Below are 26844 nucleotides of genomic sequence, written 5' to 3'. Positions count from 1 at the left end.
CCGGAGAGCATCATGGAACCGGATCACACGCACTCCAACGCGCCTCCGAACAATCGCCAGGACCTGGAAACCATCGAGCACTGGTCGGAACGAAACGGTATCGAGTTTCAGCTCGCCCTGGCGTGGGCGGTGAATGGGCAGCTCCCCACTGTGCGCATCGGTGATCGACGCATGATCAACAGCGCTCTTTTGAGGCGCTGGCTAGTGACACAGAAATGGACCAGTTGAAATTCGGCAATTTCACACACTGAAAGCTAGTGACTCGCCCTCAGGAGAATCCACATGTACCAATACGGCTCGGCAAATCCCACATCTCTGCTCGGCCATTACGCATTGGTATCCACCACCTGCGACGCCGACCCCACTCCGGAGCTGCACTGCATCCAGATCGTCGGCGTAGTGCCACCGCTGGATCAGATCATCAGCCGCCCCTACTTCCTGGTGATGGACCAAACGCTCCGCCGTCCTTATCCACAAGAGATGTTCTGGCACAACATCCAGTCGCTGAAGGTACTCGAACCGGGAGAGGTGGAAGCCTGCAAAGACCTGATCCCTCAGGACGGGATCATGATGTGCTGAAGGGACTCAACGCCTGACACCCTTGCCCAGAGTGAGCAGCGATCATTGATCCGTAAGGAGATTGGCCAGATGAGCCTGATGAATGCTTCGCAGCCAGACGCGCCAAGGAAAGAGGACCGTCAACGTTTGCAGGGACTGCTGATCGCTGGCTCCGAATCGATGCCAGCCGCACCCGCCGACAGAGAACACTTCCAGTCGCTCCGCACTCGCGCACGGAAGGCCCGTAGATGAAAGTTCTTCGACACTTTTTCGACACTGAGCGTTTCGAGGGGCCAGGAGAATTGGCGGAAGGCAGTGAGAGTCGAACTCACCCAGGAACGGCTGCCGTCCCCCACCGGGTTTGAAGCCCGGCCACGCCACCGGGCGTGATTGCCTTCCCTGATCAGAAGCCGGCTGCACGAACGCAGCGGCGAAAGCGGGAGCCGGGATGTTGCCATCTTTCCCCTGATGGATGCCAGCGCAGTGATGCCGCAGTGGCCGCGAGGCGACGCCGCTAGCAGAAGCCCGCGGGAACTTCGCTTTATGCTGGGCGCCCTTCAAGGATGAAAGCTGCATGAAGAACCGACTCTATCTTGATGCCCGAAGCCCGATGGGCTTAGTGCTGACTTTCGTGCTCAGCACTGCGGATGGGCTGTTCGCCCTGGCTGTCGTACTGTTCTACACGCTCTGGGGTCTGACAGGCCTGCTCCACTCCCTGCCCACCGACGCCATCGCAGAGTCCGGGCGCTTTCTCGCCGCCGCCGTGATCATTCCGGTCTTCTACGTGCGTGCGCGCCTGGATACCTACAGCGATGACCGCACGCAGATGTTCTACAGCGCCCTCACAACAACGGCGTTCGCCTGTACGCCGTTCTACCGCTGGTTCGCCGATCTTTTCTGAGCGACAGCGCTGCATGCCGCAGTGCTATCAACGGCTCTATGCTTGTCTAGCAAGCTGACAAGGGAATTCCATGCTGAATGCAAAACTTACCAAAGCGCTGCTCTGGCTGGTCATCGTTATCCTCGCCATTGCCGTGCTGGCACTGGGGCTTCGGGTCGCCGCGCTGCGCAGCATCCCGCCGCTGGAGCCCTGGCACACCTGGGTGCCGGAGGATCTGCACAGCGAGCAGATCGACCGCATGGACTGGGCCGGTTACCTGGCCGCCGAAGACAAGCTGATGCAAGCCATGCGCAAGGAAATGGCGGCCAGCCTGCAACCCTTCGAGCGCGTCGCCTACAACCGCTACTTCGACCAGAGCCAGGTCTACCCCGGCCACTTCGCCACTGACTGGAACCGCTCCTACGAGATGCGCCCCAACGGTGAAGTACGCGGCGCGGCGGTGCTGCTGCATGGGCTGACCGATTCGCCCTACAGCCTGCGCCACCTGGGCGAGCACTTGCGGCAGCAGGGTTTCGTGGTGATTGCGATCCGCATGCCGGGCCATGGCACGGTGCCCGCCGGGCTCACGGATGCGGACTGGGAAGACTGGATGGCGGCCACCCGGCTGGCGGTGCGCGAGGCCACTACGCAACTGCCCAAGGGCGCGCCGTTGCTGATGGTGGGCTTCTCCAATGGCGGCGCGCTGGCGATGAAATACAGCCTGGATGCGCTGGACGACCCGAGCCTGGTGATGCCCAAGCAACTGGTGCTGATCTCGCCGATGATTGGCGTTACCCGCTACGCGCAATTTGCCGGGCTGGCCGGTTTGCCGGCGCTGCTGCCGGCCTTCGCCAAGGCAGCGTGGATGAACGTGCTGCCGGAGTTCAACCCGTTCAAGTACAACTCCTTCCCGATTGCGGCGGCGCGGCAGACGGTGGAGTTGACCGAGGCCGTGCAGCGCAGCATCGAGAGTGCCAATCGCAGCGGCAAGCTTGCGGGCCTGCCGCCGATCCTCACTTTCCAGTCGCTGGCCGACAGTACCGTGAGCACTCCGGCGGTCATCAGCAACCTGTATGAGCGCCTGCCGGACAACGGCAGCGAACTGGTGTTGTTCGACCTCAACCGTTCGCTGAATTATGGCCCGCTGCTACGCCCGGAAATGGCCACGCTCGGCGACCGGCTGCTACCGGAACGCGAGCGCAATTACGACCTGACAGTGATCTCCAACAGCCCCGAGAACAGTCAGACAGCGGCCCTGCACACGCCGGCCCACAGCCAGCAGCAGGTAAGCCAGCCGCTGGCGATGAACTACCCGGCGGACCTGTTTTCGCTGTCCCATGTGGCGCTGCCCTTCCCGCCCAACGACGCGCTCTACGGCCAGTACCCGGACACTAGCGAAAACTTCGGCATCCGCCTGGGCACCCTCACGCCACGCGGCGAGCGCGGCGTGCTGATCGTCGGGCTGGACCTGTTCCAGCGGGTGACCTCCAACCCGTTCTACGACTACCTCGTGCAACGGGTCGATCAGGTGTTGCCGTCGCGCTAACGCTTGCCCCGGTCCAGCACGACGGCGATCCGGGTGACGGCGATGAACAGCAGAATCCGCCAGGAGCTCATTGGACCCACTCCCCAGTGGTGAACAGGGCTATCGAGGGGCGTGGGGAACGGGAGTTCAGACAGTTTCTACAGCGGTCGACTGCGCCAGCGCCGAATCCTCTCTGATCCGCCGCTCATTGCCAAAGCGGCGGGTGAAGCCGATGCGGTCGAAGTACTCCAGCAACTGGATGCAGCGCTTACGGCCGATGCCGATGCGGTCGCGGAAGGCGGCGGCGCGGATGATGCCGGCTTCGTCGCGCAGGTGCATCGCGTGGCCGGCGAGTTGGCGCAGGGTCTGTTCGGGGTAGAACAGGTCTTTCACCACCTGGTGCAGTTGGCCCAGGCGGGCGAGCTTGCGCAGTAGCAGGCGCACGTCGCCCTCCTCCGCCTTCAGTTCGCGGGCAAGGTCGCGTACCCAGGGCGGGTCGAAGGCGCCGGCCAGGAGTAACGGCCAGAGGCGTTCGCGCAGTTGTTCGTCGGCTTCGCCCAGCTGCACGCGGTGATCAGGCAGGTGCAGCCAGGGGCCGCTGTTGTCGACCTGTTCTGTCGCCAGCAGGCTTTCCAGCAGGGCGATGAAGACCGGCCGTTCCAGTTGCGAAAAAGCGTAGCGGCGCAGGCGGTCGCGGTCGGGGCCGAGCTCGTCGGGAGCTCCGGCGTGGAAGCGTTGCAGGGCAGCGAGCAGTTGCTGTTGCAGCGTGGACCAGCGTTCGGCGGCGAACAGTCGCGCGCCGAGCCGGGTGTGGATTTCGACCAGTGCGCCAGGCAACTGCCAGCCCTCGCGCGGGCGGTTGAACTGACGCGCCAGCAGCGCGGGATCGAGGCCATTGCTGGCGTGGGCCAGCAGGGTGGGCAAGGCGCTTTCGAGACTGTCACCTTGCAGGGCGCGCAGTTGCTCCAGGCGCTCCGGGCTGCGCCGGTTGCGCGCCGGGGCACTTGGATCAAGCACGCGCCCGCCACCGAGGGTGCGCTGCGCGGACTGGTCGCGTAGCACCAGGTGGTCGCCCTGCACGGCATGGCTGGGCACATTCAGTACCAGCTGCGCAAAGGCGCGCTCGCCGGGTTGCAGGCGTTCGCCTTCGAGCAGCGCGACGCGGCCGGTGACGTCCTGCGCGCCGAGGTGGACATGTACTGGCGTCCAGTGGGCGAAATTGCGAGTTTCGCTGGGCAACAGGTGCAGGTCGATATCGATACGCGTGGTGGGTGCGTGAAGCTCGGCAGCGATCAGCCAGTCGCCCCGATGAATCTGTTCGAGACTCAGGCGCTCACCTGCGATGTTTACCGCCACGCGCTGGCCGGCATGCGCCTGCTGCGCTTCGCGGTTCTGCGCGTGCAGGCCACGCACGCGAACGCGACGACCGGCATTACCCAGCAGCAGTTCATCACCGACCTTCACGGTGCCAGCAAAGGCCGTTCCGGTGACGACGACGCCAGCACCGCTGACACTGAAGGCGCGGTCCACCGCCAAACGGAATCCACCATTTGCCGCACGCTCGCGGGTGTCTCGGGCTGCTTCGGCAAGCGCTTCACGCAACGCCTCGATACCGTCTCCGCTGACGCTGGAAACCGGGAAGATAGGCGCACCCGCCAGCGGCCCGGCCGCCAGCAGCTCCCGCACTTCACCAACCGCCTGCTCGACTCGCTCGGCGGGTACGCGATCCGCCTTGGTCAACGCAACGATGGCGCGGCGGATGCCGAGCAGTTCGACGATGGCCAGGTGTTCGCGAGTCTGCGGCATTACGCCGTCGTCGGCCGCCACCACCAGCAACACCAGGTCGATGCCACTGGCTCCGGCGAGCATGTTGTGAACGAAGCGCTCGTGCCCCGGCACGTCGATGAAGCCGGTGAGCGCGCCCTCCCCTAGGTCGGCGTAGACGTAACCGAGGTCGATGGTGATGCCGCGCTCGCGCTCGGCCGGGCGGCGGTCGCCGGCGACGCCGGTGAGGGCACGCAGCAGCGAGGTCTTGCCGTGGTCGATGTGCCCGGCGGTTCCGACTATCACGCGTCGCCCTCGGCCAGCAGCGGCAGTTGCGCGACGAAGCCGGGCTCGTCGTCGAGCTGGCGCAGGTCGAGCCAGAGGGCGTCGTCGTCGATGCGACCGAGCACCGGGATCGGCAGGCAGCGCAGGCGTTCTTCCAGGTCCAGCAGCGCGCGACCGCGCTGGCGTTTGGGCTGGTTCGGGCGCAGGCAGAGCGCAGCGCTGGGCAGCCGCGCGACCGGCTGGGCGCCGCTGCCGATCATGCCTAAGGCGTCCACGGCACTGACGCTCCAGCGTTCGCCCAGCAGCGCTGCCAAAGCAGGCGCCAGGCGCTGGGCCTGGACGCGGATGTCGGCTTGCGGGCGGCTGAGCAGGCGCAGGCTGGTGAGGCGTTCGGCGAGGCGGTCGGGGTCGCGGTAGAGGTTGAGCACGGCCTCCAGTGCGGCGAGGGTCAGCTTGTCCACCCGCAGCGCGCGCTTGAGCGGGTTCTTCTTGATCCGCCCGATCAGTTCCTTGCTGCCGAGAATCAGCCCGGCCTGCGGGCCGCCGAGTAGCTTGTCGCCGCTGAAGGTGACGATGTCGGCGCCGTCGCGCAGGGCTTCCTGCACCGTCGGTTCCTTGGGCAGGCCCCAGCGGGTGAGGTCGACCAGGGTACCGCTGCCCAGGTCCTCCAGCAGCGGCAGGCCGTGGGTGTAGGCGATCTGCGCGAGCTGCGGGGTGGCGACGCTGGCGGTGAAGCCCTGCACGCTGTAGTTGCTGGTGTGTACGCGCATCAGCAGGCCGGAGCGCGGGCCGATCACGGCTTCGTAGTCCTTGGCGTGGGTGCGGTTGGTGGTGCCCACCTCGACCAGCTTCACGCCGGCGCGGGACATGATGTCGGGGATGCGGAAGGCGCCACCGATCTCGATCAGCTCGCCGCGGGAGATGATGCCTTCCTTGCGCGCGCCCAGGCTGTTGAGTGCCAGCAGCACGGCGGCGGCGTTGTTGTTGACCACGGTGACGGCTTCGGCGCCGGTGAGTTCACGGATCAGCCCGGTGATGAGGTCGTCACGGTCGCCACGCTTGCCGGTGGCCAGGTCGAATTCGAGGTTGAGCGGGTAGCGCGCGGCCAGCGTGATCGCTTCGATGGCTTCTTCGGGCAGCAAGGCGCGACCGAGGTTGGTGTGCAACACGGTGCCGGTGAGGTTGAACACGCGGCGCACCCGGCTGGCGTGGTGCGCGGCAAGGCGTTCGCCAGCGCGGCCGGCGAGCACGGCTTCTTCCAGTTCGACGGCGGCCAGTTGGCCGTGGCGCGCGGGCTCGCGCAGTTCGTCGAGCAGGTCACGCAGGGTCTTGAGCAGGGCCTCGCGGCCATAGCGTTGCTGCAGCGGCTGGCAGGCCGGGCTGCGCAGCAGGCGGTCGATGGAGGGCAAGCGTACCGAGGTCATGGACGAACCTTGTGCTGGGAGCAATGTGCTGGGAGCAATGTGCTGGGGACGATGGCTTGGGTCAGTGTAGGGCGAATAACCGCTTGCGGTTATCCACCGGCTACCTCGACTTGAGGCCGGCGGCGCATAACGCGTTCCGCGTTATCCGCCCTGCGTGGCTATGCCTTTGTAGGATGGGTGGAGCGAAGCGATACCCATGCTGTCGCGGTACTGGGCTTGATGGGTATCGCTGCGCTCCACCACATCCTACGAAGAGCCGCCTGGTGCCAGCAGGAGGTTCGGCGCGGTGCGCAGGTAGCCGTCCTCGGCCAGGCGGATGTCCAGCGCGAGGCTGGCCAGGTCGTCCGCCTGGGCCTCGGCGAGCTTGTCGTGCTGCAGGTAGAACTGCTTGAGGTAGGACTGGCAGCCGGGGCAGGTCTCGGCCTTGAGCGGCGCCTGGTCGCTGGCAACGCCTTCACGCTGCAGCGAGTAGTAGCTCAGGCCCTTGCTCTCGGCGCAGTGGCTGCACTTCACGCGCACGTAGTGCCATTCGCAGGAACACAACGAGCACGACAGGTAGCGCAGGCCGGCGAACTTGCCTTCCTGGCGGATCATTCCCGCCACCGGCGGCGCGCCGCAGGCCGGGCAAAGGGTCGTGCTGTCGGTTTCCGCCAGGCTGTCGTCGGGCAGCGCCAGCAACATCTGGCTGAAGGCGACTTGCAGCACGGCACCGAGGAACGGCACCAGCGCCGGTGGCAGCAGGTCGAACTGGCCATTGAGCAGGCCCAGCGCCCAGGCCTTGCGCTGGCCGGAGTCGGCGTTGCGCAGGGCCTTCAGGGCCTCGACCACGGCCGGGTTGGCGGTGACTTCATAGGCGTCGAGGAAGGCGTCGAGCAGCGGCAGCCACGCACCTTCGCGTACCAGCACCTCGTAGGCCAGCGGCGGCATGCGGTGCTCGCGGCTGCGGGCCAGCGCGGCGGCGTCCGGCGTGGGCAGGAACAGTTTGCGCTCCAGCAGCGTCTGTTGAGCGTCGCAGACGCCGGCAATCAGTTCGAGGTAACCCTGCAGGGGGTTGCCCGGTGCCAGTTCACGCAAGCGCGCGGCGCGGCGGGAGAACAGATCGGGGGATGGCAGGTTGAATAGCGGAGGGATGTTGGCGGCAGCTTCGATCTGCCCGGGTTCGAGAATTCGGCCTGACACGCAGGACTCCTTGTTGATGGGGGTTCGGGGCCGAAAAAGCCCCTCACCCTAGCCCTCTCCCGGTGGGAGAGGGGACTGTCCGTGCCGGCTGGCACTCCCGTGTCAGCCGGCATTCATTTCAGCAGCGTTGCAGGTCAGTGACCCTTGCCCTTGTCCACGTCCTTGAGCCACGCCGCATGGTGCTTGCGCGCCCAGCCGCGGCTGACCCAGCCGTAGAGCATGGCGCCCATCGAGCCCTTCACCCAGATGCCGGCGTAGATGTGCACCAGGATGCTGCAGATGAGCACGAAGGCGGCAAAGGCATGCAGCAGCGAGGCGATACGGATCAGGTCGATACCGAAGAAGTGGCTGAAGTAGGCACGCCACATCACGAAACCGGTCACCAACAGCACCAGCATGCACAGCAGCAGGGTCCAGAACAGCAGCTTCTGCCCGGCGTTGTAGCGGCCGACTTCCGGGAGGTTTTCCTCGCGGTTGGTCACCACGTCGCGCCATTGCTTGAGCCACTGCACGTCGCGCTTTTCCACCAGGTTGTGGTGGGCGAAGCGGATCACCAGGCCGAGGAAGAACAGAAACATCGCCACCCCGAGGAAGGGATGGAGAATGCGCGTCCACGGACCACCGCCAAACAGGTTGGTCAGCCAGAACATGGCCGGGTGGAACAGCGCCAGCCCCGAGAGGCCGGCGAGGAAGAACAGAATGGCCACCATCCAGTGGTTGCTCCGTTCGTTGGCGTTGTAGCGCTGGATATCTTTTTTCATGTCGTCGGGCTCCTTGCTGCCCTAATCCACCCTCCCCGCGAGGAGGGCGGAAGTCAGTCAGCGGGGATCACGCGGATCATAGTCATGCACCGAAGGGTCGACCTTGTGCACCGGCGCCTCGGGGTCTGGCCCGCCTTCCTCATCCTCCTCGACCCGGTTGGGGCCGATGCGGGTGTAGTGGAAGAACCCGGCCAGCACCACGCCCGCCATGGCCAGCAGGCCGAGCGGTTTGCTGAGGCCTTTCCACAGGCTGACCATCGGGCTGATCGCCGGCTTGTCGGGCAGGCCGGCGTACAGCGAGGGCTGGTCGTTGTGGTGCAGCACGTACATCACATGAGTGCCGCCCACGCCTTTCGGGTCATACAGGCCAGCGTTCTCGAAGCCGCGCGACTTGAGGTCCTCGATGCGCTCGGCGGCGTGCTCCTTCATGTCCTCCTTGGTGCCGAAGACGATGGCGCCGGTCGGACAGGTCTTCACGCAGGCCGGCTCCATGCCCACCGCCACGCGGTCGGAACACAGGGTGCACTTGTACGCCTTGTGGTCCTTCTGCGAGATGCGCGGGATGTTGAACGGGCAGCCGGTGATGCAGTAGCCGCAGCCGATGCAGTGGTCCTGGTTGAAGTCGACGATGCCGTTGGCGTACTTCACGATCGCGCCGGGGCTCGGGCAGGCCTTCAGGCAGCCGGGTTCGTCGCAGTGCATGCAGCCGTCCTTGCGGATCAGCCACTCCAGGTGGCCGGCGGGGTTCTCATACTCGGTGAAGCGCATGACCGTCCAGGACTGGTCCGTGAGGTCGATCGGGTTGTCGTAGGTGCCGTGGTTGTGGCCCACCTCGTCGCGCAGCTCGTTCCATTCCGAGCAGGCGACCTGGCAGGCCTTGCAACCGATGCACTTGGACACGTCGATCAGCTTGGCCACTTCCTCCTCGTGCCGCACCGAAGGCGACGGCGTGGTGGTGGCGGAGCGGGCGTAGATGTCTTGACTACTCATGCTTCACCTCACGCCTTTTCCACGTTGACGAGGAAGGATTTGAACTCCGGCGTCTGCGTATTCCCGTCGCCCACGAAGGGGGTCAGGGTGTTGGTCAGGTAGCCGTTGCGCGCAATCCCGGAGAAGCCCCAGTGAATGGGGATGCCGACGTGGTGCACGGTCTGGCCGTTGACCTGCAGCGGACGAATACGCTTGGTCACCACCGCCACCGCCTTGATGAAGCCACGGTTGGACGAGACCTTCACGCGGTCGCCGGCCTTGATGCCGAGTTCCTTCGCCAGCGCCTCGCCGATCTCGACGAACTGTTCCGGCTGGAGGATGGCATTCAGACGGCAATGCTTGCTCCAGTAGTGGAAGTGCTCGGTGAGCCGGTAGGTGGTCGCGGCGTAAGGGAACTCGTCGGCCTTGCCGAACAGCTCCATGTCGTTCTTGAACACCCGCGCCGCCGGGCTGCTGATCGCCTGCGGGTTCTTGTGCAGCGGGTTGACGCCGATGGGCGTCTCGAATGGCTCGTAGTGCTCGGGGAACGGGCCCTCGGCCATCTTGTCGACGGCGAAGAAACGCGCCACGCCTTCGGGGTTCATGATGAACGGGTTCATCCCCGCTTCCGGCGGTACGTCGGCCTTGTAGTCGGGCACGTCGGTGCCGCCCCAGGCCTTGCCGTTCCACCACACCAGGCGCTTCTTCACCGGGTCCCACGGCTTGCCGCTGACGTCCGCCGAGGCGCGGTTGTAGAGGATGCGCCGGTTCGCCGGCCACGCCCACGCCCAGCCCAGGGTCTGGCCCATGGCGTAGGGGTCGCTGTTGTCGCGGCGGGCCATCTGGTTTCCCAGTTGCGTCCAGGAGCCGGCGAAGATCCAGCAGCCGCTGGCGGTGCTGCCGTCGTCGCGCAGCAGCGCGAAGCCGGGGAGCTGCTCGCCGGCTTTCGCCAGGACCATGCCGTTGTTCGGATCGACGATATCCGCCAGCGCCTTGCCGTTGTACTCCTTGGCGATTTCCTCCGGCGTGGGTTCGTGGGGGGTCAGGTACGGCCAGTCGAGCCCGAGGATCGGGTCGGGGAACGCGCCACCATCCTTGCGATAGGCCGCCTGCAGGCGATGCAGCAGGCCGCTCATGATGGCGATGTCGGTACGCGCTTCACCCGGCGGCTCGGCGCCCTTCCAGTGCCACTGCAACCAGCGCCCGGAGTTGACGATGGAGCCGTCCTCCTCGGCGAAACAACTGGTGGGCAGGCGGAACACGGTGGTCTGGATCGCCTTGCTGTCCACCTCGTTGAACTCGCCGGCATTGCGCCAGAACTCGGAGGTCTCGGTGGCCAGCGGGTCCATCACCACCATCCACTTCAGCTTGGCCAGCGCGGCGCTGACCTTGGCCTTGTTGGGGAAGGAGGCGATGGGGTTGAAGCCCTGGCAGAAGTAACCGTTGACCTGCCCCTGGTACATCATGTCGAAGTAGCGCAGCACGTCGTAGCCGGCACCCGGCATGTCCAGCTTGGGCAGCCAGTCGTAGCACCAGTTGTTGTCCTTGGTGGCGGCCTTGCCGAACCAGGACTTCATCAGGCTGACGTGGAACTTGGGATAGTTCTGCCAATAGGACAACTGCCCCGGACGCAGCGGTTTGCTGGTGCGCTTGGTGATGAAGGCGTTGTAGTCCTGCTCCGCGTCCATGCCCAGGGTCAGGTAGCCGGGCAGCGAGTTGGACAGCAGCCCCAGGTCGGTCAGGCCCTGGATGTTGGAGTGGCCGCGCAAGGCGTTCATGCCGCCGCCGGGCATGCCGATGTTGCCCAGCAGCAGCTGGACCATCGCGCCGGTGCGGATCATCTGCGCGCCCACCGAGTGCTGGGTCCAGCCCAGGGCGTACATGATGGTCATGACCTTGGTCGGCGCCGCGGTGGTGGAAATCTCTTCCCACACCTTGAGCATCATGTCCTTGGGCGTGCCGCAGATGTTGCTCACCACGTCCGGCGTATAGCGGCTGTAGTGCTGCTTCATCAGGTTGAATACGCAGCGCGGGTGCGTCAGGGTCGGGTCGACCTTGGCGAAACCGTCCTCGCCCAGCTCGTACTGCCAGGACGACTTGTCCGGGTAGGTGCGCTTCTCCGCGTCGTAGCCGTTGAACAGCCCGTCGTCGAAGCCGAAGCCTTCCTTCACGATGAAGGAGACGTCGGTGTAGTTGTGCACGTATTCCTTCTGGTACTTGTCGTTTTCCAGCAGGTAGTTGATCAGACCGCCGAGGAAGGCGATGTCCGTGCCGGTACGGATGGGCGCGTAGTAATCGGCCACCGAAGCGGAACGGGTGAATCTCGGGTCGACCACCAGCAGGCGCGCCTTGTTGTGCGCCTTGGCTTCGGTCACCCACTTGAAGCCGCACGGGTGCGCTTCAGCGGCGTTTCCGCCCATGATCAGAATCAGATCGGCATTCTTGATGTCGGTCCAATGGTTGGTCATGGCTCCACGGCCAAACGTCGGGGCAAGACTTGCCACCGTCGGGCCGTGTCAGACACGCGCTTGGTTGTCGAACGCCAGTACGCCGAGAGAACGAACCACCTTGTGGGTGATGTAGCCCGCTTCGTTGGAAGACGCCGACGCGGCCAGGAAGCCGGTGGTCAGCCAGCGGTTCACCGTCTGGCCCTGGGCGTTCTTCTCGATGAAGTTGGCGTCGCGGTCTTCCTTAACCAGCTTGGCGATGCGGTCCAGCGCCTCGTCCCAGCCGATGCGCTTCCACTCCGAGGTACCGGCTTCGCGAATCTCCGGGTACTTCAGGCGGTTGGGGCTGTGGACGAAGTCGAGCAGGCCGGCGCCTTTGGGGCAAAGCGTGCCGCGGTTGACCGGGTGATCGGAATCACCCTCGATGTGGATGATGTTCTGCGCGACGTTCTTCGCCGCGTCACCCTGGCTGTACAGCAGGATGCCGCAACCGACCGAGCAGTACGGGCAGGTGTTGCGGGTCTCGACGGTGCGCGCAAGCTTGAAATGGCGGATCTGGTCGGCGAAGGCATCCGGGGGCGCAACCCCGAGTGCCGCCAGGCTGGATCCTCCAAGGCCCACGGCGCAGACCTTGAAAAATTGCCGACGGTTCATATCCATCGTGCGTCTCCTGATCAGGCAGCGTACGTCCGGTGCATAGCCGGACCCTTGCCGCTTAAAAGATAGCCAAGCAGACGCAATGCGCCAGCTTTGAGCGGGGCAGACCATGCACGCGGAGGTTTTGCGGCGCATTGACGCGCGTCAGTGCGCCACTCAGAACGAACTGCCGAATACCCCAAAATGGGCAACGGGCGGGTAGGCGCAGGAGATACTGGCACCGTCGGGACGACAGGCGGATTGCGCGCGATCCGGCTGGAGGGATTCGTGCAGCCCGAGCAGGGCCACGCCGATGAGGGCAGCGAGCAGGTAATGGCGCGCATGTCTTGTTTTTATCGCTTTCATGACGACCTCCGTCACTTCAGCCAGCGATCGGGGCTTTGCAGCCCTGCCATAGGATTGAGTCTGGAGCCTGTGGGCCAGCTGTCAACCGAAAGGCTTGACCGAAATGCCCGAACGGCACGGCAACCGGGCCGTTAACCGACGTGCACCTTGGCCAGTAGGGTGGCAGGACCTGATTGCCCAAGAGCGCTTCCATGTCGTCCGCCGCCTCGCCCTACCCTCACCTGCTCGCCCCACTCGACCTGGGCCCCCTCCAGCTGCGCAACCGCGTGGTGATGGGCTCGATGCACACCGGGTTGGAAGACCGTCTGTGGGACTTCGGCAAGCTTGCCGCCTATTACCGTGAGCGGGCGCGCGGCGGCGTCGGGCTGATCATCACCGGCGGCTTCGCGCCCAACCGCGAAGGCTGGCTGCTGCCACTGGGCAGCAGCCTCACCAGCGGCCTGCAGGTGCCAGCGCATCGACGCCTGACCCAGGCAGTGCACCGCGAGGGCGGGCGCATCCTGCTACAGATCCTCCACGCCGGGCGCTACGGCTATCACCCGCTGGTGGTCTCGGCCTCGCCGATCAAATCGCCGATCAGCTGGTTCGCCCCGCGCGAGCTTTCCGAGCGCGGCATCCTGCGCACCCTCGCCGCCTTCGTGCGCTGCGCGAAACTCGCCCATGCCGCCGGCTACGACGGCGTGGAGTTCATGGGCAGCGAAGGCTACCTGTTGAACCAGTTCCTCTGCCCGCGCACCAACCAGCGCGAGGACCGCTGGGGCGGCGACCTGGGCAACCGCATGCGCCTGCCGCTGGAAATCGTCCGCCGTACTCGCCGCGCGCTGGGCGAACGCTTCGTCATCAGCTACCGCCTGTCGCTGCTCGACCTGGTGGAAGGCGGCAACAGCTGGGACGAGGTGCGCACCGTTGCGCGAGCCCTCGAAGGCGCCGGCATCGACCTGCTCAACACCGGCGTCGGCTGGCACGAGTCACGGGTGCCGACCATCGTCACCTCGGTGCCGCGCGCGGCCTTTGCCGAAGTCAGCGCGCGCCTGCGCCGCGAACTGCGGGTGCCGGTGATCGCCAGCAACCGCATCAACACGCCGGAAGTCGCCGAACGACTGCTCGCCGAGGGCCACGCCGACCTGGTGTCCATGGCCCGGCCACTGCTGGCCGACCCGCAGTTCGTGGAAAAGGCCGCCGCCGGCCGCGCCGATTCGATCAACACCTGCATCGCCTGCAACCAGGCCTGCCTGGACCACGCCTTCGCCAACCGCCGCGCCAGTTGCCTGGTGAACCCGCGCGCCGCCTTTGAAACCGAACTGCGCTACCGCAAGGCGCGGGTCCACAAGCGCATCGCGGTGATCGGCGCGGGGCCGGCCGGTTTGTCCGCCGCCTGTGTCGCCGCCGAGCGCGGCCATCGGGTGACGCTGTTCGAGGCCGCCGGGGAAATCGGCGGACAGTTCAACCTCGCCAAGCGCGTGCCGGGCAAGGAGGAATTCCACGAGACGCTGCGTTACTTCGCCGTGCGCCTGGGCGAACTGGGCGTCGAGTTGCAGTTGGGCCGGCGTATCCAGCGCGGTGAACTGAGCGGCGAGTACGACGAGGTGATAGTCGCCACGGGGATCCAGCCCCGCACGCCTTCGATTCCGGGCATCGGCCACGCCAAGGTGCTCAGCTACCTCGATGTACTGCGCGGCGCAGCGGTCGGCCAGAAGGTCGCGCTGATCGGCGCCGGCGGCATCGGCTTCGACGTCGCCAACTTCCTGCTGTCCGAGCGCGACGGCCCGCAACCGCTGGGCGAATGGCTCGACCAGTGGGGCATCGACCTGGACAACACCACGGGAGGCGGGCTGATCCCACCAGTCGCCGCCGCACCCCGCCGGCAGCTCTGGCTGCTGCAACGCAAAGCCGGCCACCCTGGCGCCGGGCTAGGCAAGACCAGCGGCTGGGTACACCGCGCACACCTCAAGCATCACGGCGTGCGCATGCTCGGTGGCGTGGAATATCGACGAATCGACGATGACGGGCTGCACGTCCGTATCGACGGCCAGGAACAATGCCTGGCGGTGGACAACGTGGTGATCTGCGCCGGCCAGGAGCCGCTGCTGGACCTGCAACCGACGCTCGCGGCGCAGAACCTGCGCTACCACATCATCGGCGGCGCCAGCGTGGCACGGGAGCTGGATGCCAAGCGGGCGATCCGCGATGGCGCGGAGCTGGCGGCGCGGCTCTAGCTACTTGTTTGTAGGAGCGAGCTTGCTCGCGAACCGCCCGGCGCCAATGCAGCCGGCAACCCCGTTCGCGAGCAAGCTCGCTCCTACAGGTAAGCATCTGTTCCTCAGGACTCCAGCAACACCTTGATCGCCTGCAGGTCGCGCTCCACCCACTGCGCATCGCGCTCGAAGGTGGCGTCGTCCATCTGTGGCTGGCGCAGCAGGGTCAGTTGCAGCTCGCTGCCATCGCCATTGGCGATCAGTCGCAACGGGATATGGACGGCCGGCGCCTGCTCGGGCAGCACGTCATGGTCGAGCACGCCGAACGCATTGCGTGGCGAGAAGCGCACGCGCATGGGGCCCTGGGGCGTTTGCGCCAGCCAAAGCTCACCTTCCAGCGGTTCGATGGAGCTGCACAACCCCGATGCCCAGTAGGGGAAGTTCGTCGGATCGGCGAGGAACTCGTAGGCAGTGTCGCGCGGCCGTTCGATGCGGACGCTCAGCACGCGTGAAGCGCGGGTGGCCATGGTCGGGACCTCCATCGGGGCGGGAGCGATGCTCCGGTCTGGTGCATACTACGCGGCTGACTATTCTCGATCGACCGCAGGCCAGCCCTTCGCCGCCCTGCTTTGCGACCCTTTCCGGAGTTTCCCATGCCTACGCCACCCTGGTGGTTGTTCGTCCTGCCGCTGATCGCCGGCGCCTGCCTGCCGCTTCAGGCCGGCATCAACGGCCAACTCGCCAAGCAAGTCTCCAGCGTGCTGGCCGCCGCGCTGATTTCCTTCTTCGTCGGCATGCTCGGTCTGCTGGCGCTGACCCTGGCCAACCGCGAGTTCCCGACACTCGCCGCGATGCGCGGGATGCCCTGGTGGCAGTGGTGCGGCGGCTTCCTGGGGATGTTCTTCATCTTCATCGCCGCCTTCACCGCGCCGCGCGTCGGCGCGCTGATGTTCATGGTGCTGGTGCTCGCCGGCCAGCTGGGCATGGCGCTGGCACTGGACCACTTCGGCTGGGCGGGCTTCAAGGAAGCCCCGGTGAGTACGCTGAAGGTCGCCGGCATGGCCGCCATCGCCGTCGGCATCTGGATGATCCGCAAGGGCTGATCCGGTCCGGTTAGACTCACAGAACGGCTCGTCCACGGGAGGCACCCATGACCGATATCCAGGTGATCCTGGTCGACGAACACGACAACCCGACCGGCACGATGGAGAAACACCAGGCCCATCATCTCGGGCTGCGTCACCGCGCCATCTCGGTCTACGTGTTCAACCGCGCCGGCAAACTACTGCTGCAGCGCCGGGCGGCGGGCAAGTACCACTGCGGCGGACTGTGGAGCAACACCTGCTGCGGCCACCCCTACCCCGACGAATCCGCGAAGCACGCCGCCGAGCGCCGGCTGCGCGAGGAGATGGGCGTACAGGTCGAGCTGCACAAGCTGTTCGAGTTCAGCTACCGCCTGGAGCTGGCCAACGGCATGACCGAACACGAGTACGGCCATCTGTTCGGCGCCATCGACGAGCAGGTGCCGCGTCCCGATCCGGAAGAGGCCGACGACTTCCGATACGTCACCCTGCCCGAACTGGAAGCCGAGATGGCCGGGCACCCGGAACGCTTCACGCCCTGGTTCCTCATCTGCTACCCGACCGTCAGGGACTATCTGCGCGACAACGGCGGAATCTCCGCCCTGTAAGTCGCCTGCTGTTCATCGCCGCTCTGATCGTCGCCCCTCTGTTAGACGCCCCTGCTCTTCGTCGAAAGCCCGCGCAATTCTTCGCGCCGGCCACTATGATGCGCGCCTTCGCGCTACCGCACCGACTGCCGCCATGAGAAAACCACCGCTGATCGCCAACGCCGAACTGGACCGCCTGGAAACCTGGGCCAAGTACACTTCGGGCCTGTGCAAGGATTGCAACGCCACCTGCTGCACCATGCCGGCGGAAGTGAACGTCAACGACCTGATCCGTATCGGCGTCGTCGACGAATTCGAGCGCGACGAACCGGCGAAGCACATCGCCAAGCGCCTGCTGAAGGAAGGTATCGTCGAGCGCTTCAACCAGAAGAGCGGCATCTTCACCCTGACCCGCACCAGCAACGGCGACTGCTACTTCCTCGACCGCAAGACCCGCCTCTGCAGCGTCTACGCCAAGCGCCCGGACACCTGCCGCAACCACCCGCAGGTCGGCCCGCGCCCCGGCTACTGCGCGTATCGCAAGAAGACCGCCTGAGTACCAATCCGTCAGGGAGAAACGGCGTCTTTTGTGCTTTTCGTAGGAGCGAGCTTGCTCGCGAACCGAATAGCACCGTGCCTTGCAGGTTCGCGAGCAAGCTCGCTCCTACAGGTGACGCCCGCGTCTGAGCCGGCTCGCTATACTGCGCGCCAGCTCAGGAGCCCCGAATGAATCCCCTGCTCGAAGCCTGGCGGCACTCGCCGACCCACCGTCGCGTCTGGGCGCTTGCCGCGCCGATGATCCTCTCCAACGTTTCCGTGCCGCTGGTGACCCTGGTGGACAGCGCGGTCGTCGGCCATTTGCCGCATGCCCATCAGTTGGCCGCCGTCGCTGTGGGCGGCGGGCTCTATACGCTGCTGGTCGGCGTGCTGGGTTTCCTGCGCATGGGCACCACCGGCTTTGCCGCCCAGGCGGCCGGGCGCGACGACGGTGGCGCGCTGCGACGGATTCTCGGCCAGGGACTGCTGCTGGCGCTGGGCCTGGCGCTGCTGCTCGGCCTGTTGGCACTACCGCTGACCGATCCTGCGCTGGCGCTGATGCAGCCCTCCGCCGAACTGGGTTCGCTGGCCCGCGAGTTTTTCCACATTCGCCTGTTCGGCCTGCCGGCGGCATTGTCCACCTACGCGCTGGTTGGCTGGTTCCTCGGTACGCAGAACGCCCGCGCGCCGCTGGCGATCCTGCTGACCACCAACCTCATCAACATCGTGCTCAGCCTGTGGTTCGTGCTGGGCCTGGACTGGGGCGTGGCCGGCGCGGCAAAGGCCGCGGTGACCGCCGAATGGGGCGGCGCGTTGCTGGGCTTGGCGCTCACCCGTGGCGCGCTCAGGCGCTTCCCCGGCCAGCCGGACTGGGCGCGCCTGCGCGCCTGGGCGAGCTGGCGGCCGCTGCTGATGGTCAACCGCGACATCTTCATCCGTAGCCTGGCGCTGCAAGGTGTGTTCTTTCTGCTCACGGTGCAGGGCACGCGCCTCGGCGCGGCGACGGTGGCGGCCAACGCACTGCTGCTCAATGGCCTGATGGTCACCGCCTACGCTCTCGACGGCCTGGCCCACGCCGTGGAGGCCCTGTGCGGCCACGCCATCGGCGGTCGTGACCGCACCGCGCTGCGCCGATCCCTGGTAGTCGCGTGCGGCTGGTCGCTGATCGCCAGCCTGCTGTTCGTCGTCCTGTTCAGCTTCGGCGGGCACCTGTTCATCGCCCTGCAAAGCGACATACCGGAAGTGCGCGCCACCGCCGACCAATACCTGCCGTACCTCGCCTGCCTGCCGCTGATCGGCATGTGGAGCTACCTGCTCGACGGCCTGTTCATCGGCGCCACCCGCGCCCGCGAGATGCGCAACGCCATGCTGCTGGCCTGCGCCGCCAGCCTGCCGCTGGGGCTGTTGCTGCAACCCCTGGGCAATCACGGTTTATGGCTGACCTTCCTCTGCTTCATGCTGCTGCGCGGGCTGATCCTCGGGCTGTACGCCTGGCGGCTGACCCGCCGGGACGCCTGGCAGGTGCCGGCTGGCGCCTGAAAAAGTGGCTGGCACGCTGGAACGCGCAAAGGGCGCCTTCTACAGTGCCAGACACGGCGAGCGCGCGCCGGTGGCTCTCAAGGTTCCGCCCGCCACCGCCTGAACCGGCTGTGCCATCCACTCCCGCTATCCACACAGAAGGCCCCACCAGAAGGACCCACCCCATGGCCCAAGCCATTGCCGCGTACCTGCACTACCTGTCGATCTTCATCCTGTTCGCCCTGCTGGTGCTGGAGCACCAGTTGTTCCGCCTGCCGCTGGACCTGTCGCGGGCGCGCAGCCTGGTGATAGTCGACCTGGCCTACGGCGTCTGCGCCAGCGTCGTGCTGCTGACCGGCGCGGCGCGTGTCGTCTGGTTCGCCAAGGGCCCCGACTACTACCTGCACAACAGTCTCTTCCACGCCAAGATCGGCCTGTTCGTGCTGGTGGCGCTGCTGTCGATCCTGCCGACCATGACCTTCCTCAACTGGCGCAATGAGCTGAAGGCCGGACGCGTTCCGGAGCCCAGCGAGCGCCGGGCCAAGCTGGTGATCATGACCATCCGCGTCGAGCTGCTGGCGCTGATGATCCTGCCGCTGCTGGCGACCTTGATGGCGCGAGGTTTCGGGATGATTGGCTGAGCTGGCTCCGAACGCCTGGAAGTACAGAATTCCTACCGAGCAATCCGAATACGCCGATTCAGTCGCAACGCTGACCCATGGATGCTCCCGCGCAGCCCGCACCGCTGCCGCCGGATATGTCCATGTCACCCGTTGCTTCGCTCCACTCCCTGCTCTGCTCCTGCCTGCTGTTCGCTCTAGTCGGCTGTGCGAGCAATGAATTCACCCTGGAAGCTGACCTGCCCGGCAACTTCAAGCTCACCGGCGATGCGCAGTACAGCGGCGCCAACTGCGCGGGCGCGGCAGGCCGGACGGTGACCCAGCGCATCTTCGAGACGCCGGGCCACAACGAGCGGCCGCGCCGGGTCAGTTTCCAGGTGCCGCTGAGCACGCGCGAAGGCGGTTGCACGCGGGACCTCAGTCGTATCCAGATCCAGCTCGACGGCAGTTCCGCCGATCACACCAGCAGCCCGACAGCACCGGACCTGGCCTTCGCCACCCTCGACTTCCGCGAGCGCCTTGCCGACAGCACCCAGCGCATGCCGGACAAGGGCGTGCGCATCTTCGACGGCCAGTGTCGCTGGCGGCAGCCTGCGCCGGGCGATCTGCTGATGAAGGAGCGCACCCTGCAATGCCATGCTTCTGACCTCATGGGCAACTGGTTCGACAGCGCTCCGGGTGGCTCGCTGCAACGCGATGAATTGCCGGGGCGCATCATCCGCCTGGCCATCGGCATGGCACCGGATGTACCGGCCACCGCCGCAGGCAAATAAGCCTACGCCTCCAGCAGTCGCCCCAACCGGCGATGCAGTGCATCGCTGTCCGCCGCCTCCGGCCGCAGATGGAAGCGTTCGCGCAGCACGCTCAGCAGTTCGTCGGCAGTGACGATGCTGCGCTGCTCAACCTCACCCTCCGCGCTGCGCCGACTGAACTGCCCATTTAACAGCGACAGCCGCGCGCCCTCCTCGCTGAGCGCCACCCGCAGGGAGTTGCGGAACACACTCTGCGGGTAGGTCGAGGTGTACCAGTTGCGCATGCCATAGTCGGCCCAGTGCTGCGGTGCCAGCGTGAAGCGGTACAGCGTCTGCCAGCCGGACGCCGAGCGTATCGCTATCTCCAGCTCACCCTGGGCTTCACCGGCGATGCGCCAGCCGCCCGGCAGCTCCTCGTTCAGTCGCAACGGCAGGGCTTTCGACGAGGCCGGACCGCCGAAGCCGATATCCACCAGGTGCGGGCCTTCGGGCAGGTCGACTTGCAGCAGCAAGTGGGTTTGCGGGGTCAGCGGCGCATCCGCCGGCAGGCCCCAGCGCACCCGCGCCACCAGCAACGTCACCCGGTACTCCAGGCTGCTCAACAGGCGGGCGAACAGGCTGTTCAGCTCGAAGCAGTAGCCGCCGCGCCGACGCTCGACGACCTTGGCGAACACCGCATCCGGCTCGATCAGAATGGGTTTCTCCAGCAGCACGTCGAGGTTCTCGAATGGCAGGTGATGCAGCGCCGCGACAATCAACCGGTCGAGGTTCTCCAGCGTCGGAGCCGGGCGCTGCAACGGCAGGCCAAGACGTGCCAGGGTCGCGTCCAGCTGGGTCGCGCTGAAGGGGGGGAACGGGGTCATGCGAATCTCCTTTCGCGAAGCATCAGTGGCTGTGGTCGGCAGTCGGCTCGGGGATCACCAGCGGGCCGCAATTCTCGTCGCTGACGATCACCGCCAGCAGGCGTGCAGGCTTGCTGGCGCTGGGGTTCTCGGCGAACAGGTGCAGCTCGCGGCTGGGCTCGAACCAGGTCTGGCCGGCACGGTAAGTCTGCGCCGGCATCCCTTGCATCTGCGAGCGCACCTGACCGCTGAGCACGATAGCGGTCAGCGCGCCGGGGTGGCGGTGCGCAGGAGTAAAACCGTTGGGCGGAAAATCCACCTGCAGCGTGGTGATGACCTTGCCGGGCAGGTCGACCAGCGGCTCGCAGGACAGGCGTGTCACCTGTGTGGCCGGTCGCGCATTGGTCGAATGCCCCGCCTGGCTTTCGGCAAGGCTCACCAGCGGCCGCGACCCGGGCTGCCAGAGCAACGCGCCAACGGCGACAGCCGCGGCCAACGCCAGCCCGGTACGCGCCTCGCGCCCGGTAACGAGGCTCACGCCGGTACTCCCGCCAGGCGGAAACCCGGCTGCCAGCCCAGGCGATGGCGCGCCTTGGCCGAGCTGATTTCGATGTCCTGTTCGGCGATGTTGTAGGCGCCATGTGCGCCCCACTCCAGCGCCAGAAGCGCGGCGCGGGCGGCATCGTCGACATGCACGGCCAGCCTCGGGTCCGCCGCATCGGCTCCCGTACCGGGCCCGTAGAGCCGGCCGTAACGCAACACAATGCCCTCCATCGGCCGGGCGCCAAGCACCGCCTCTTCCAGCGCAACGACGCCACCGACACTGACGGCGCGCGGGCCTTCGGCGCCCAGGTCCAGCGGTTGTTCCTCATGCAGCGGCAGCTCACCCGGCGCATAGGCCCAGGCAATGCTCTGCGCCACCATGCGCTCGACACCGGCGGCAACGGCCGCCGCCACCAGGTTGGCGGTGCCTTCGCGGCGCACACGGGCGTTACGCGGTTGGGCGGCAGGCATCAAGGCAGGGTCAAGTCCGACCGGCAAATCGGTGAGTTGGTGGATCACCCAGCGCGGCTGGAACTCCACCACGGCAGCCTGCAGGGCCTCGGCGTCATAGACGTCCAGCACCATCGCCCGCGCCCCGGCGGCCTCCAGCGCAGCGGCGCGCTGCGCGGACCGGCTGATTGCCAGCACCTGGTAGCCGCGTTCCAGCAGCATCGGCAGCAGGCGCTGGCCGATGGCACCGCTGGCGCCAGCGAAGAACACTTTCATGCACATGGGGAACCTCGAGTCGGGTGGCTGGGACGTGTTGTCACTCTAGCGACGCCATGCCCTACCCCACAGAGCCAAGATCACATCAAACGACTGGGACATGATCGAAGAACCTTGATCCATGTCCACGCATTGTCACGCTCATCGTCTATAACAAACGGCTCAATACCCCCGTTCCTGAGGAGTCGTCATGAGCCAAGTCTTCGATGTTGCCGTTGTCGTCGGCAGCCTGCGCAAGGAATCCCTGAACCGCAAAATCGCCAAGGCATTCGCCGAACTGGCGCCGGCCAACCTGAAGCTGACGATCGTGGAGATCGGCGACCTGCCGCTGTACAACGAAGAGCTCGACGTGGGCACCCCGCCCGCCAGCTACAGCGCCTTCCGCGAGCGCATCGGCCGCGCCGACGCGGTGCTCTTCGTCACCCCGGAATACAACCGCTCCGTGCCCGGCGTACTGAAGAACGCCATCGACGTCGGCTCGCGCCCCTACGGCAAGAGCGCCTGGAACGGCAAGCCCTGCGCCGTGGTCAGCGCCTCGCCGAGCGCCATCGGCGGCTTCGGCGCCAACCACCATCTGCGCCAGTCGCTGGTATTCCTCAACATGCCCGTCCTGCAGCAGCCTGAAGCCTACCTGGGCGGCGCTGGCGGCTTCTTCGACGAAGCCGGCAAGTTGTCCGAAAAGACCCAACCCTTCCTGCAAAGCATCATCGATGCGTTCTCGCACTGGATCGAGCAGAACCAGCCGCGCTGATCCATCCAGGCGCCGGCAATCGCCGGCGCTTTTCACTCCTGCCAATCTGAGCAACCGGTCGCACGCCGCTCCGGGGACGGCGGTTCACCGTCATTCCGGCTGGCCGCCCGGTCTTACCCACGCCATGGTTCAGGCCCGTTTCCCGCGCCCGGCCCATCGATGTTGCTGCGTCCCCTCCCGTCCTGTTTCCTTGCCCTGTCCCTGCTCGCCGGCTGCACCTCACCGCCGGTGAAGAAGGACGTCGACGGCATGGGCTTCAGCGCTGGCCAGATGCTGCAGAACGACGCCAACCGCGCCGCCAACCTGGCGATGCGCGACAATCTCGCCAGCCTGTCGCTGCTGCTGGACAAGCTCTACAAGCGCAACCCGCGGGAATGGAAGAAAACCGCCGTCACCTCGCGCGAAGCCGCTCACCAGCAGGTGATGGCAGCCATCACTGAACAAAAGCCGCTACCGGGGTTGGACGGCCGGAAGTCCGTGGCCGCGCTGCCCCTGGCCTTCGACCCGAGCTTCCAGGGCGACCGTGCCGGCGCGCTGATCTATGGCATCGGCAGCATGCTCTTCGAGCTGTATGGCGGCACCGACACGCAGCACCTGCTCAGCGGGCTGAACTCGCAGATGGCCGCCAACGCCGCCTGGAACATCGAGGTGGCGGCCTGGTTGCTGGCCAGCCGCACCGATGAACAGGGCCAGCCGCTGCTGCTGTCCAACGAGATCAGCGCCGCCGGGCGCAACCTGTCCTTCGAGCGCGAATTCGGGCGCATGATCGGCCGCCTGGAACTGCTGGCGCAGATGACCAACGAAAGCCTGCGCCGCACTGGCATCAACTACGTGCAGGGCATCCTGGCCGCACCGATCCTCGGCCTGGTGCAGTTCATCCCACTGAACGCCGTCAGCGCGGCCGCCACCCAGTAGCGCCCTATTCGTCCAGCAGACGCGCCAGGCGCTGGCGCAGGTAGCGGTTCTCCGCGCGCAGCTCGTCCACCTCGTCCAGCAGGCGCAGCGCCAGGGCGATGCCCGGCCAGTCAAGCTCGAACTCGCGGCGCAGGCGCACGGCGCGGCGCACCACGCTGACCGCCTGGTAATCGAACACCCAGTGCCCGGCGCGTTGTTCGCGGGGCTCCACGATGCCCACCTCGACGATCTCGACGAGCACGTCGCGGGGCAGGTTCACCGACTGGCAGAGCTCGTCGAGGTCCACCACCATCACTGTCGTCGTCATGCGCGTTTACCCCATTCGGCACGGGGGTCGAAGGCCGCCTTGGCAGCCAGTTCTTCCCAGAGTTTGCGGGTCGCTTCGTCCGCCGTTTTCGGCATCACCACCTTGAGCACGGCATAGAGGTCGCCGGCAGCGGCCTCGCCTTTGTTCGGCAGGCCTTTGCCCTTGATCCGCAGGCGCTGGCCGGCCTGGCTGTTGGCCGGGATGCCGAGGTTGATTCGCCCGCTCAGCGTGGGGACTTCCACCTTGGCGCCGAGCGCCGCTTCCCACGGTGCCACCGGCACGGTGACGATCAGGTCGCGGCCATCGACGTCGAAGACCGGGTGCGGCACCAGGCGGATCGCCAGGTACAGGTCACCCGCCGGTCCGCCATTGACGCCCGGCGCGCCCTGCCCTTTGAGGCGGATGCGCTCGCCATCGGCGGTGCCCACGGGAATCTTCACGTTCAACGTCTTGTTCTGCGGCGGCAGCTTGCGGCCGTACTCGTCGTAACTGGGCAGGCTGAAGCTGATGGGCCGGCTGTCGCCGGACAGGGTTTCCTCGAGGAACAGCGGGACCTCCATCTCGATGTCCTGGCCACGGTGGGGCTGCGGCTGGCGCGCGCCGCCGAAACCACCGTGAGGGCCGCCAGCACGAGCGCCGAATATCTGCTCGAAGAAGTCGCTGAAGTCCTGCTCATGCCCCGGCGACGGGCCGTCGAAGCCACCACGTGGCTGCCAGCCGGGCGGCGCCTCGAACTGCGGCCCCCGCGGGCCGTAGCGGCGCAGTTCATCGTACTCGGCGCGCTTTTCCGGGTTTTTCAGCACTTCGTAGGCTTCGGAGACTTCCTTGAAGTGCGTCTCCGCATCCGCCTCCTTGCTGACGTCCGGGTGGTACTTGCGCGCGAGCTTGCGGTAGGCGGTCTTGATCGCCTTCTCGTCAGCGTCGGGTTCGACACCCAGCGCGGCGTAGTAATCCTTGAATTCCATCGATCTCCTCACATGGGTTGGACCTGTCGGCGCCTGGTACATGGGGGAATCACGCGGGCAGCCGGAGCCGCTGCGCGCACTGCGAGGCGAACAGGTGGAAAAGCGGGTTGTGAGACACAGATGGAGTCTCGGCGCCCGCTTTTCAACACTGCCAGCAAGCCTAGACGCTGATGCTGCCCTTGCGCCCGACAGACGCCTTGATACCGGTCATGGCATAGTCGATTTCTCCCCTTTACCGCGAAACACCCAGGCCATGACCGCGCCCTTCGATTCGCTCCGCCAGCCGCTGGACTCGAGCCACGAGCTGCCGATCTACCGCCAGCTCTACGAACGCATCCGCGATGCCATCACCCGTGGCGCGCTGCGCCCCGGCGAGCGCGTGCCACCGGTACGCGGGCTGGCCGGCGAACTGGGCGTGGCGCGCGGCACCGTGGAGCTGGCCTATCAGTTGCTGACCAGCGAGGGTTACCTGCAGGCGCGCGGGCCGGCGGGCACCGTGGTGTCGCCGCAACTGGCCGGACGCACCACCCCCGCACCGTCAGTGCAGGTTGCAGCGGATACCGTCGAGCGCAGCCTGCCCGGCCTGATATCCCACGGCCCGAGCCTGCGCCCCTTCCAGCTTGGCGTACCGGCGCTGGACGCCTTTCCCCGTGCGCTCTGGGCGCGGCTGTGCGCACGGCGTCTGCGCCAGCAAAGCGCCGCGATGCTGGCTTACCCGGAGCCCTGCGGTTACGGGCCGCTGCGCGAGGCCGTCGCCGGCTACCTGGGCGTCTCCCGCGGCATCGTCTGCGACCCGGCGCAAGTATTCATCTGCGCCGGCTATCAGGGCGCGCTGGACCTGATCAGCCGCACCCTGCTCGAACCCGGCCAGCGCTTCTGGCATGAGGACCCTGGCTACCCGCGCGGCCGCGAGCTGCTGCGCCGGGCCGGCGGCGTGCCGGTGCCAGTCGCGGTGGATACCGATGGTTTGCGCGTGGAAGACGGCATCGCCCGTGCGCCGGATGCACGCTTCGCCCTGGTCACGCCCTCGCAGCAGAGCCCCACCGGCGTCGCCCTCAGCCTGCCGCGCCGCCTGGCCCTGCTGGACTGGGCGGCCAGCAGCGGCGCATGGATAGTCGAAGACGACTACGACAGCGAATACCGCTACGCCGGCTTCCCATTGCCCGCGCTGAAGAGTCTCGACCGCTCCGGCCGCGTGCTCTACACCGGCACCTTCAGCAAGGTGCTCTATCCGGCCCTGCGCCTGGGTTACCTGGTGGTGCCGGCGGAGCTGGTGGAAGACTTCGTACGCGCCCAGCAGGTGTTCGCCTCCGGCTGCGCCGAGCTGCTGCAGGCGACCCTGTGCGATTTCATGCAGGAGGGCCATTTCGCCCGCCACCTCAAGCGCACCCGCACGCTCTACGCCCAGCGCCGCCAGTGGTTGCGCAGCGCCCTGGAGGATCGTCTCGGCGAGCACCTGCGCTTCGCCGACACGCCCGGTGGCCTGCACCTGATCGGCGCGCTGGCCCAGGACGACCTCGCCGTCGCCCGCCGCGCCCACGCCGAGGGCCTCGGCCTGCAGGCACTGAACGCCTGGTGCGTGGAAGCCAGGCGCGAGCCGGCGCTGCTCATGAGCTTCACCAACATCACCGACGAAAACCTCGCCGGGCGCCTGGCAGAGCGGCTGGCGCCATTGATCGGCTGATTCCGGGGCATGCGGCGGTCAATACC

27 protein-coding genes and 1 tRNA gene are annotated in these 26844 nt (G+C 66.5%); 14 read left to right on the top strand and 14 right to left on the bottom strand.

Annotated features, from left to right (window positions below; all coding sequences use genetic code 11):
• The first annotated feature begins 12 nt into the window (after positions 1–12).
• Complete coding sequence (locus CTR55_RS13515; protein ID WP_296286898.1) at positions 13–228, top strand: DNA-binding protein; 216 nt, start codon at positions 13–15, stop codon at positions 226–228.
• 54 nt (positions 229–282) lie between these two features.
• Positions 283–579 (top strand): hypothetical protein, encoded by a 297-nt coding sequence (locus tag CTR55_RS13510; protein WP_296286897.1) that lies wholly within the window; start codon positions 283–285, stop codon positions 577–579.
• A gap of 282 nt (positions 580–861) precedes the next feature.
• Here the strand turns inward: CTR55_RS13510 and CTR55_RS13505 are convergent.
• Positions 862–957 (bottom strand) — tRNA-Sec (locus CTR55_RS13505).
• 175 nt (positions 958–1132) lie between these two features.
• On the opposite strand from CTR55_RS13505, the gene CTR55_RS13500 reads away from it, so the two are divergent.
• Entirely contained in the window at positions 1133–1459 is a 327-nt protein-coding gene (locus tag CTR55_RS13500) for a hypothetical protein (protein ID WP_296286895.1), read from the top strand.
• A gap of 70 nt (positions 1460–1529) precedes the next feature.
• The gene (locus tag CTR55_RS13495; RefSeq protein ID WP_296286892.1) at positions 1530–2984 is read left to right on the top strand and encodes an alpha/beta hydrolase; all 1455 of its coding nucleotides are present in this window, start codon (positions 1530–1532) and stop codon (positions 2982–2984) included.
• Between the two features lie 126 nt (positions 2985–3110).
• On the opposite strand, the gene selB is transcribed toward CTR55_RS13495, so the two are convergent.
• The 7 genes from selB to CTR55_RS13460 all read right to left on the bottom strand — a co-directional run bounded on the left by selB (position 3111) and on the right by CTR55_RS13460 (position 12794).
• Positions 3111–5033 carry a selenocysteine-specific translation elongation factor gene (gene selB / locus CTR55_RS13490; RefSeq protein ID WP_296286890.1) on the bottom strand — a complete coding sequence of 641 codons (1923 nt, stop codon included), beginning with the start codon at positions 5031–5033 and terminating at the stop codon, positions 3111–3113.
• Positions 5030–6436: an L-seryl-tRNA(Sec) selenium transferase gene (selA, locus tag CTR55_RS13485; protein ID WP_296286889.1), complete on the bottom strand. Its 1407-nt coding sequence runs from the start codon at positions 6434–6436 to the stop codon at positions 5030–5032. Before selA ends, selB begins: the two co-directional genes overlap by 4 nt.
• Positions 6437–6682: 246 nt before the next feature.
• A complete protein-coding gene (gene fdhE / locus CTR55_RS13480; protein WP_296286887.1) occupies positions 6683–7615 on the bottom strand; it encodes a formate dehydrogenase accessory protein FdhE in 933 nt (310 codons plus the stop codon).
• Between the two features lie 134 nt (positions 7616–7749).
• Positions 7750–8376: a formate dehydrogenase subunit gamma gene (locus tag CTR55_RS13475; protein WP_169936308.1), complete on the bottom strand. Its 627-nt coding sequence runs from the start codon at positions 8374–8376 to the stop codon at positions 7750–7752.
• Between the two features lie 57 nt (positions 8377–8433).
• Positions 8434–9366: a formate dehydrogenase subunit beta gene (fdxH, locus tag CTR55_RS13470; RefSeq protein ID WP_296286883.1), complete on the bottom strand. Its 933-nt coding sequence runs from the start codon at positions 9364–9366 to the stop codon at positions 8434–8436.
• A gap of 8 nt (positions 9367–9374) precedes the next feature.
• The gene (fdnG, locus tag CTR55_RS13465) at positions 9375–12452 is read right to left on the bottom strand and encodes a formate dehydrogenase-N subunit alpha (RefSeq protein WP_296286882.1); all 3078 of its coding nucleotides are present in this window, start codon (positions 12450–12452) and stop codon (positions 9375–9377) included.
• 153 nt (positions 12453–12605) lie between these two features.
• Complete coding sequence (locus CTR55_RS13460; RefSeq protein WP_296286881.1) at positions 12606–12794, bottom strand: hypothetical protein; 189 nt, start codon at positions 12792–12794, stop codon at positions 12606–12608.
• A 191-nt stretch (positions 12795–12985) separates the two neighbouring features.
• On the opposite strand from CTR55_RS13460, the gene CTR55_RS13455 reads away from it, so the two are divergent.
• On the top strand, positions 12986–15010 hold the full coding sequence (locus tag CTR55_RS13455) for an NADPH-dependent 2,4-dienoyl-CoA reductase (RefSeq protein WP_296286880.1): 2025 nt from the start codon (positions 12986–12988) through the stop codon (positions 15008–15010).
• Positions 15011–15114: 104 nt separating this feature from the next.
• Here the strand turns inward: CTR55_RS13455 and CTR55_RS13450 are convergent, their stop codons facing one another.
• Positions 15115–15516: an SRPBCC family protein gene (locus CTR55_RS13450; protein ID WP_296286879.1), complete on the bottom strand. Its 402-nt coding sequence runs from the start codon at positions 15514–15516 to the stop codon at positions 15115–15117.
• A gap of 126 nt (positions 15517–15642) precedes the next feature.
• Here CTR55_RS13450 and CTR55_RS13445 point away from each other — a divergent pair, with 126 nt between their 5' ends.
• The 6 genes from CTR55_RS13445 (at position 15643) to CTR55_RS13420 (ending at position 20106) form a co-directional block, all read left to right on the top strand.
• Entirely contained in the window at positions 15643–16092 is a 450-nt protein-coding gene (locus tag CTR55_RS13445; protein WP_296286876.1) for a DMT family transporter, read from the top strand.
• A 47-nt stretch (positions 16093–16139) separates the two neighbouring features.
• Complete coding sequence (gene idi, locus CTR55_RS13440; protein WP_296286874.1) at positions 16140–16679, top strand: isopentenyl-diphosphate Delta-isomerase; 540 nt, start codon at positions 16140–16142, stop codon at positions 16677–16679.
• 133 nt (positions 16680–16812) lie between these two features.
• Positions 16813–17214, top strand: a complete 402-nt coding sequence (locus CTR55_RS13435; RefSeq protein ID WP_296286872.1) for a YkgJ family cysteine cluster protein — start codon at positions 16813–16815, stop codon at positions 17212–17214.
• 170 nt (positions 17215–17384) lie between these two features.
• Positions 17385–18734 (top strand): MATE family efflux transporter, encoded by a 1350-nt coding sequence (locus CTR55_RS13430; protein ID WP_296286870.1) that lies wholly within the window; start codon positions 17385–17387, stop codon positions 18732–18734.
• 164 nt (positions 18735–18898) lie between these two features.
• Positions 18899–19354, top strand: a complete 456-nt coding sequence (locus CTR55_RS13425; RefSeq protein ID WP_296286869.1) for a DUF2214 family protein — start codon at positions 18899–18901, stop codon at positions 19352–19354.
• Between the two features lie 122 nt (positions 19355–19476).
• Positions 19477–20106 carry a hypothetical protein gene (locus CTR55_RS13420; protein ID WP_296286868.1) on the top strand — a complete coding sequence of 210 codons (630 nt, stop codon included), beginning with the start codon at positions 19477–19479 and terminating at the stop codon, positions 20104–20106.
• A 2-nt stretch (positions 20107–20108) separates the two neighbouring features.
• Here CTR55_RS13420 and CTR55_RS13415 read toward each other — a convergent pair whose 3' ends face one another.
• The 3 genes from CTR55_RS13415 to CTR55_RS13405 are packed head-to-tail and all read right to left on the bottom strand — an operon-like array spanning position 20109 to position 22202.
• A complete protein-coding gene (locus CTR55_RS13415) occupies positions 20109–20948 on the bottom strand; it encodes an arylamine N-acetyltransferase (protein ID WP_296286867.1) in 840 nt (279 codons plus the stop codon).
• A 22-nt stretch (positions 20949–20970) separates the two neighbouring features.
• Entirely contained in the window at positions 20971–21465 is a 495-nt protein-coding gene (locus CTR55_RS13410; RefSeq protein ID WP_296286865.1) for a cupin domain-containing protein, read from the bottom strand.
• On the bottom strand, positions 21462–22202 hold the full coding sequence (locus CTR55_RS13405; protein WP_296286862.1) for an NAD(P)-dependent oxidoreductase: 741 nt from the start codon (positions 22200–22202) through the stop codon (positions 21462–21464). Before CTR55_RS13405 ends, CTR55_RS13410 begins: the two co-directional genes overlap by 4 nt.
• Before the next feature lie 184 nt (positions 22203–22386).
• Here CTR55_RS13405 and CTR55_RS13400 point away from each other — a divergent pair, with 184 nt between their 5' ends.
• Together CTR55_RS13400 and CTR55_RS13395 are read left to right on the top strand one after the other, a co-directional pair.
• Positions 22387–22947 carry an NAD(P)H-dependent oxidoreductase gene (locus CTR55_RS13400; protein WP_296286861.1) on the top strand — a complete coding sequence of 187 codons (561 nt, stop codon included), beginning with the start codon at positions 22387–22389 and terminating at the stop codon, positions 22945–22947.
• A gap of 159 nt (positions 22948–23106) precedes the next feature.
• Positions 23107–23862, top strand: coding sequence for a hypothetical protein (locus CTR55_RS13395; RefSeq protein WP_296286860.1), 756 nt, complete (start codon positions 23107–23109; stop codon positions 23860–23862).
• Positions 23863–23866: 4 nt separating this feature from the next.
• Here the strand turns inward: CTR55_RS13395 and CTR55_RS13390 are convergent, their stop codons facing one another.
• On the bottom strand, positions 23867–24169 hold the full coding sequence (locus CTR55_RS13390; protein ID WP_296286859.1) for a chaperone modulator CbpM: 303 nt from the start codon (positions 24167–24169) through the stop codon (positions 23867–23869).
• The gene (gene cbpA, locus CTR55_RS13385) at positions 24166–25134 is read right to left on the bottom strand and encodes a curved DNA-binding protein (RefSeq protein ID WP_296286858.1); all 969 of its coding nucleotides are present in this window, start codon (positions 25132–25134) and stop codon (positions 24166–24168) included. The genes CTR55_RS13390 and cbpA overlap by 4 nt, the downstream gene beginning before the upstream one ends.
• 253 nt (positions 25135–25387) lie before the next feature.
• Between cbpA and CTR55_RS13380 the strand changes: the two genes are divergently transcribed.
• A complete protein-coding gene (locus CTR55_RS13380) occupies positions 25388–26818 on the top strand; it encodes a PLP-dependent aminotransferase family protein (RefSeq protein ID WP_296286856.1) in 1431 nt (476 codons plus the stop codon).
• Positions 26819–26844 lie beyond the last annotated feature (26 nt).

It is taken from the genome of Pseudomonas sp., from assembly GCF_002796985.1.
Lineage (GTDB): Bacteria > Pseudomonadota > Gammaproteobacteria > Pseudomonadales > Pseudomonadaceae > Pseudomonas.
The sequence above is the reverse complement of the archived record's forward strand: the minus strand, read 5'-3'. Positions and strand labels throughout refer to the sequence as shown.

Coding starts and splice junctions, on each gene's coding strand:
- CTR55_RS13515 (WP_296286898.1), top strand. CDS start 13: ATGGAACCGGATCACACGCACTCCAACGCGCCTCCGAACAATCGCCAG.
- CTR55_RS13510 (WP_296286897.1), top strand. CDS start 283: ATGTACCAATACGGCTCGGCAAATCCCACATCTCTGCTCGGCCATTAC.
- CTR55_RS13500 (WP_296286895.1), top strand. CDS start 1,133: ATGAAGAACCGACTCTATCTTGATGCCCGAAGCCCGATGGGCTTAGTG.
- CTR55_RS13495 (WP_296286892.1), top strand. CDS start 1,530: ATGCTGAATGCAAAACTTACCAAAGCGCTGCTCTGGCTGGTCATCGTT.
- selA (WP_296286889.1), bottom strand. CDS start 6,436: ATGACCTCGGTACGCTTGCCCTCCATCGACCGCCTGCTGCGCAGCCCG.
- CTR55_RS13475 (WP_169936308.1), bottom strand. CDS start 8,376: ATGAAAAAAGATATCCAGCGCTACAACGCCAACGAACGGAGCAACCAC.
- fdxH (WP_296286883.1), bottom strand. CDS start 9,366: ATGAGTAGTCAAGACATCTACGCCCGCTCCGCCACCACCACGCCGTCG.
- CTR55_RS13460 (WP_296286881.1), bottom strand. CDS start 12,794: ATGAAAGCGATAAAAACAAGACATGCGCGCCATTACCTGCTCGCTGCC.
- CTR55_RS13455 (WP_296286880.1), top strand. CDS start 12,986: ATGTCGTCCGCCGCCTCGCCCTACCCTCACCTGCTCGCCCCACTCGAC.
- CTR55_RS13450 (WP_296286879.1), bottom strand. CDS start 15,516: ATGGCCACCCGCGCTTCACGCGTGCTGAGCGTCCGCATCGAACGGCCG.
- CTR55_RS13445 (WP_296286876.1), top strand. CDS start 15,643: ATGCCTACGCCACCCTGGTGGTTGTTCGTCCTGCCGCTGATCGCCGGC.
- idi (WP_296286874.1), top strand. CDS start 16,140: ATGACCGATATCCAGGTGATCCTGGTCGACGAACACGACAACCCGACC.
- CTR55_RS13435 (WP_296286872.1), top strand. CDS start 16,813: ATGAGAAAACCACCGCTGATCGCCAACGCCGAACTGGACCGCCTGGAA.
- CTR55_RS13430 (WP_296286870.1), top strand. CDS start 17,385: ATGAATCCCCTGCTCGAAGCCTGGCGGCACTCGCCGACCCACCGTCGC.
- CTR55_RS13425 (WP_296286869.1), top strand. CDS start 18,899: ATGGCCCAAGCCATTGCCGCGTACCTGCACTACCTGTCGATCTTCATC.
- CTR55_RS13420 (WP_296286868.1), top strand. CDS start 19,477: ATGTCACCCGTTGCTTCGCTCCACTCCCTGCTCTGCTCCTGCCTGCTG.
- CTR55_RS13415 (WP_296286867.1), bottom strand. CDS start 20,948: ATGACCCCGTTCCCCCCCTTCAGCGCGACCCAGCTGGACGCGACCCTG.
- CTR55_RS13405 (WP_296286862.1), bottom strand. CDS start 22,202: ATGTGCATGAAAGTGTTCTTCGCTGGCGCCAGCGGTGCCATCGGCCAG.
- CTR55_RS13400 (WP_296286861.1), top strand. CDS start 22,387: ATGAGCCAAGTCTTCGATGTTGCCGTTGTCGTCGGCAGCCTGCGCAAG.
- CTR55_RS13395 (WP_296286860.1), top strand. CDS start 23,107: ATGTTGCTGCGTCCCCTCCCGTCCTGTTTCCTTGCCCTGTCCCTGCTC.
- CTR55_RS13390 (WP_296286859.1), bottom strand. CDS start 24,169: ATGACGACGACAGTGATGGTGGTGGACCTCGACGAGCTCTGCCAGTCG.
- cbpA (WP_296286858.1), bottom strand. CDS start 25,134: ATGGAATTCAAGGATTACTACGCCGCGCTGGGTGTCGAACCCGACGCT.
- CTR55_RS13380 (WP_296286856.1), top strand. CDS start 25,388: ATGACCGCGCCCTTCGATTCGCTCCGCCAGCCGCTGGACTCGAGCCAC.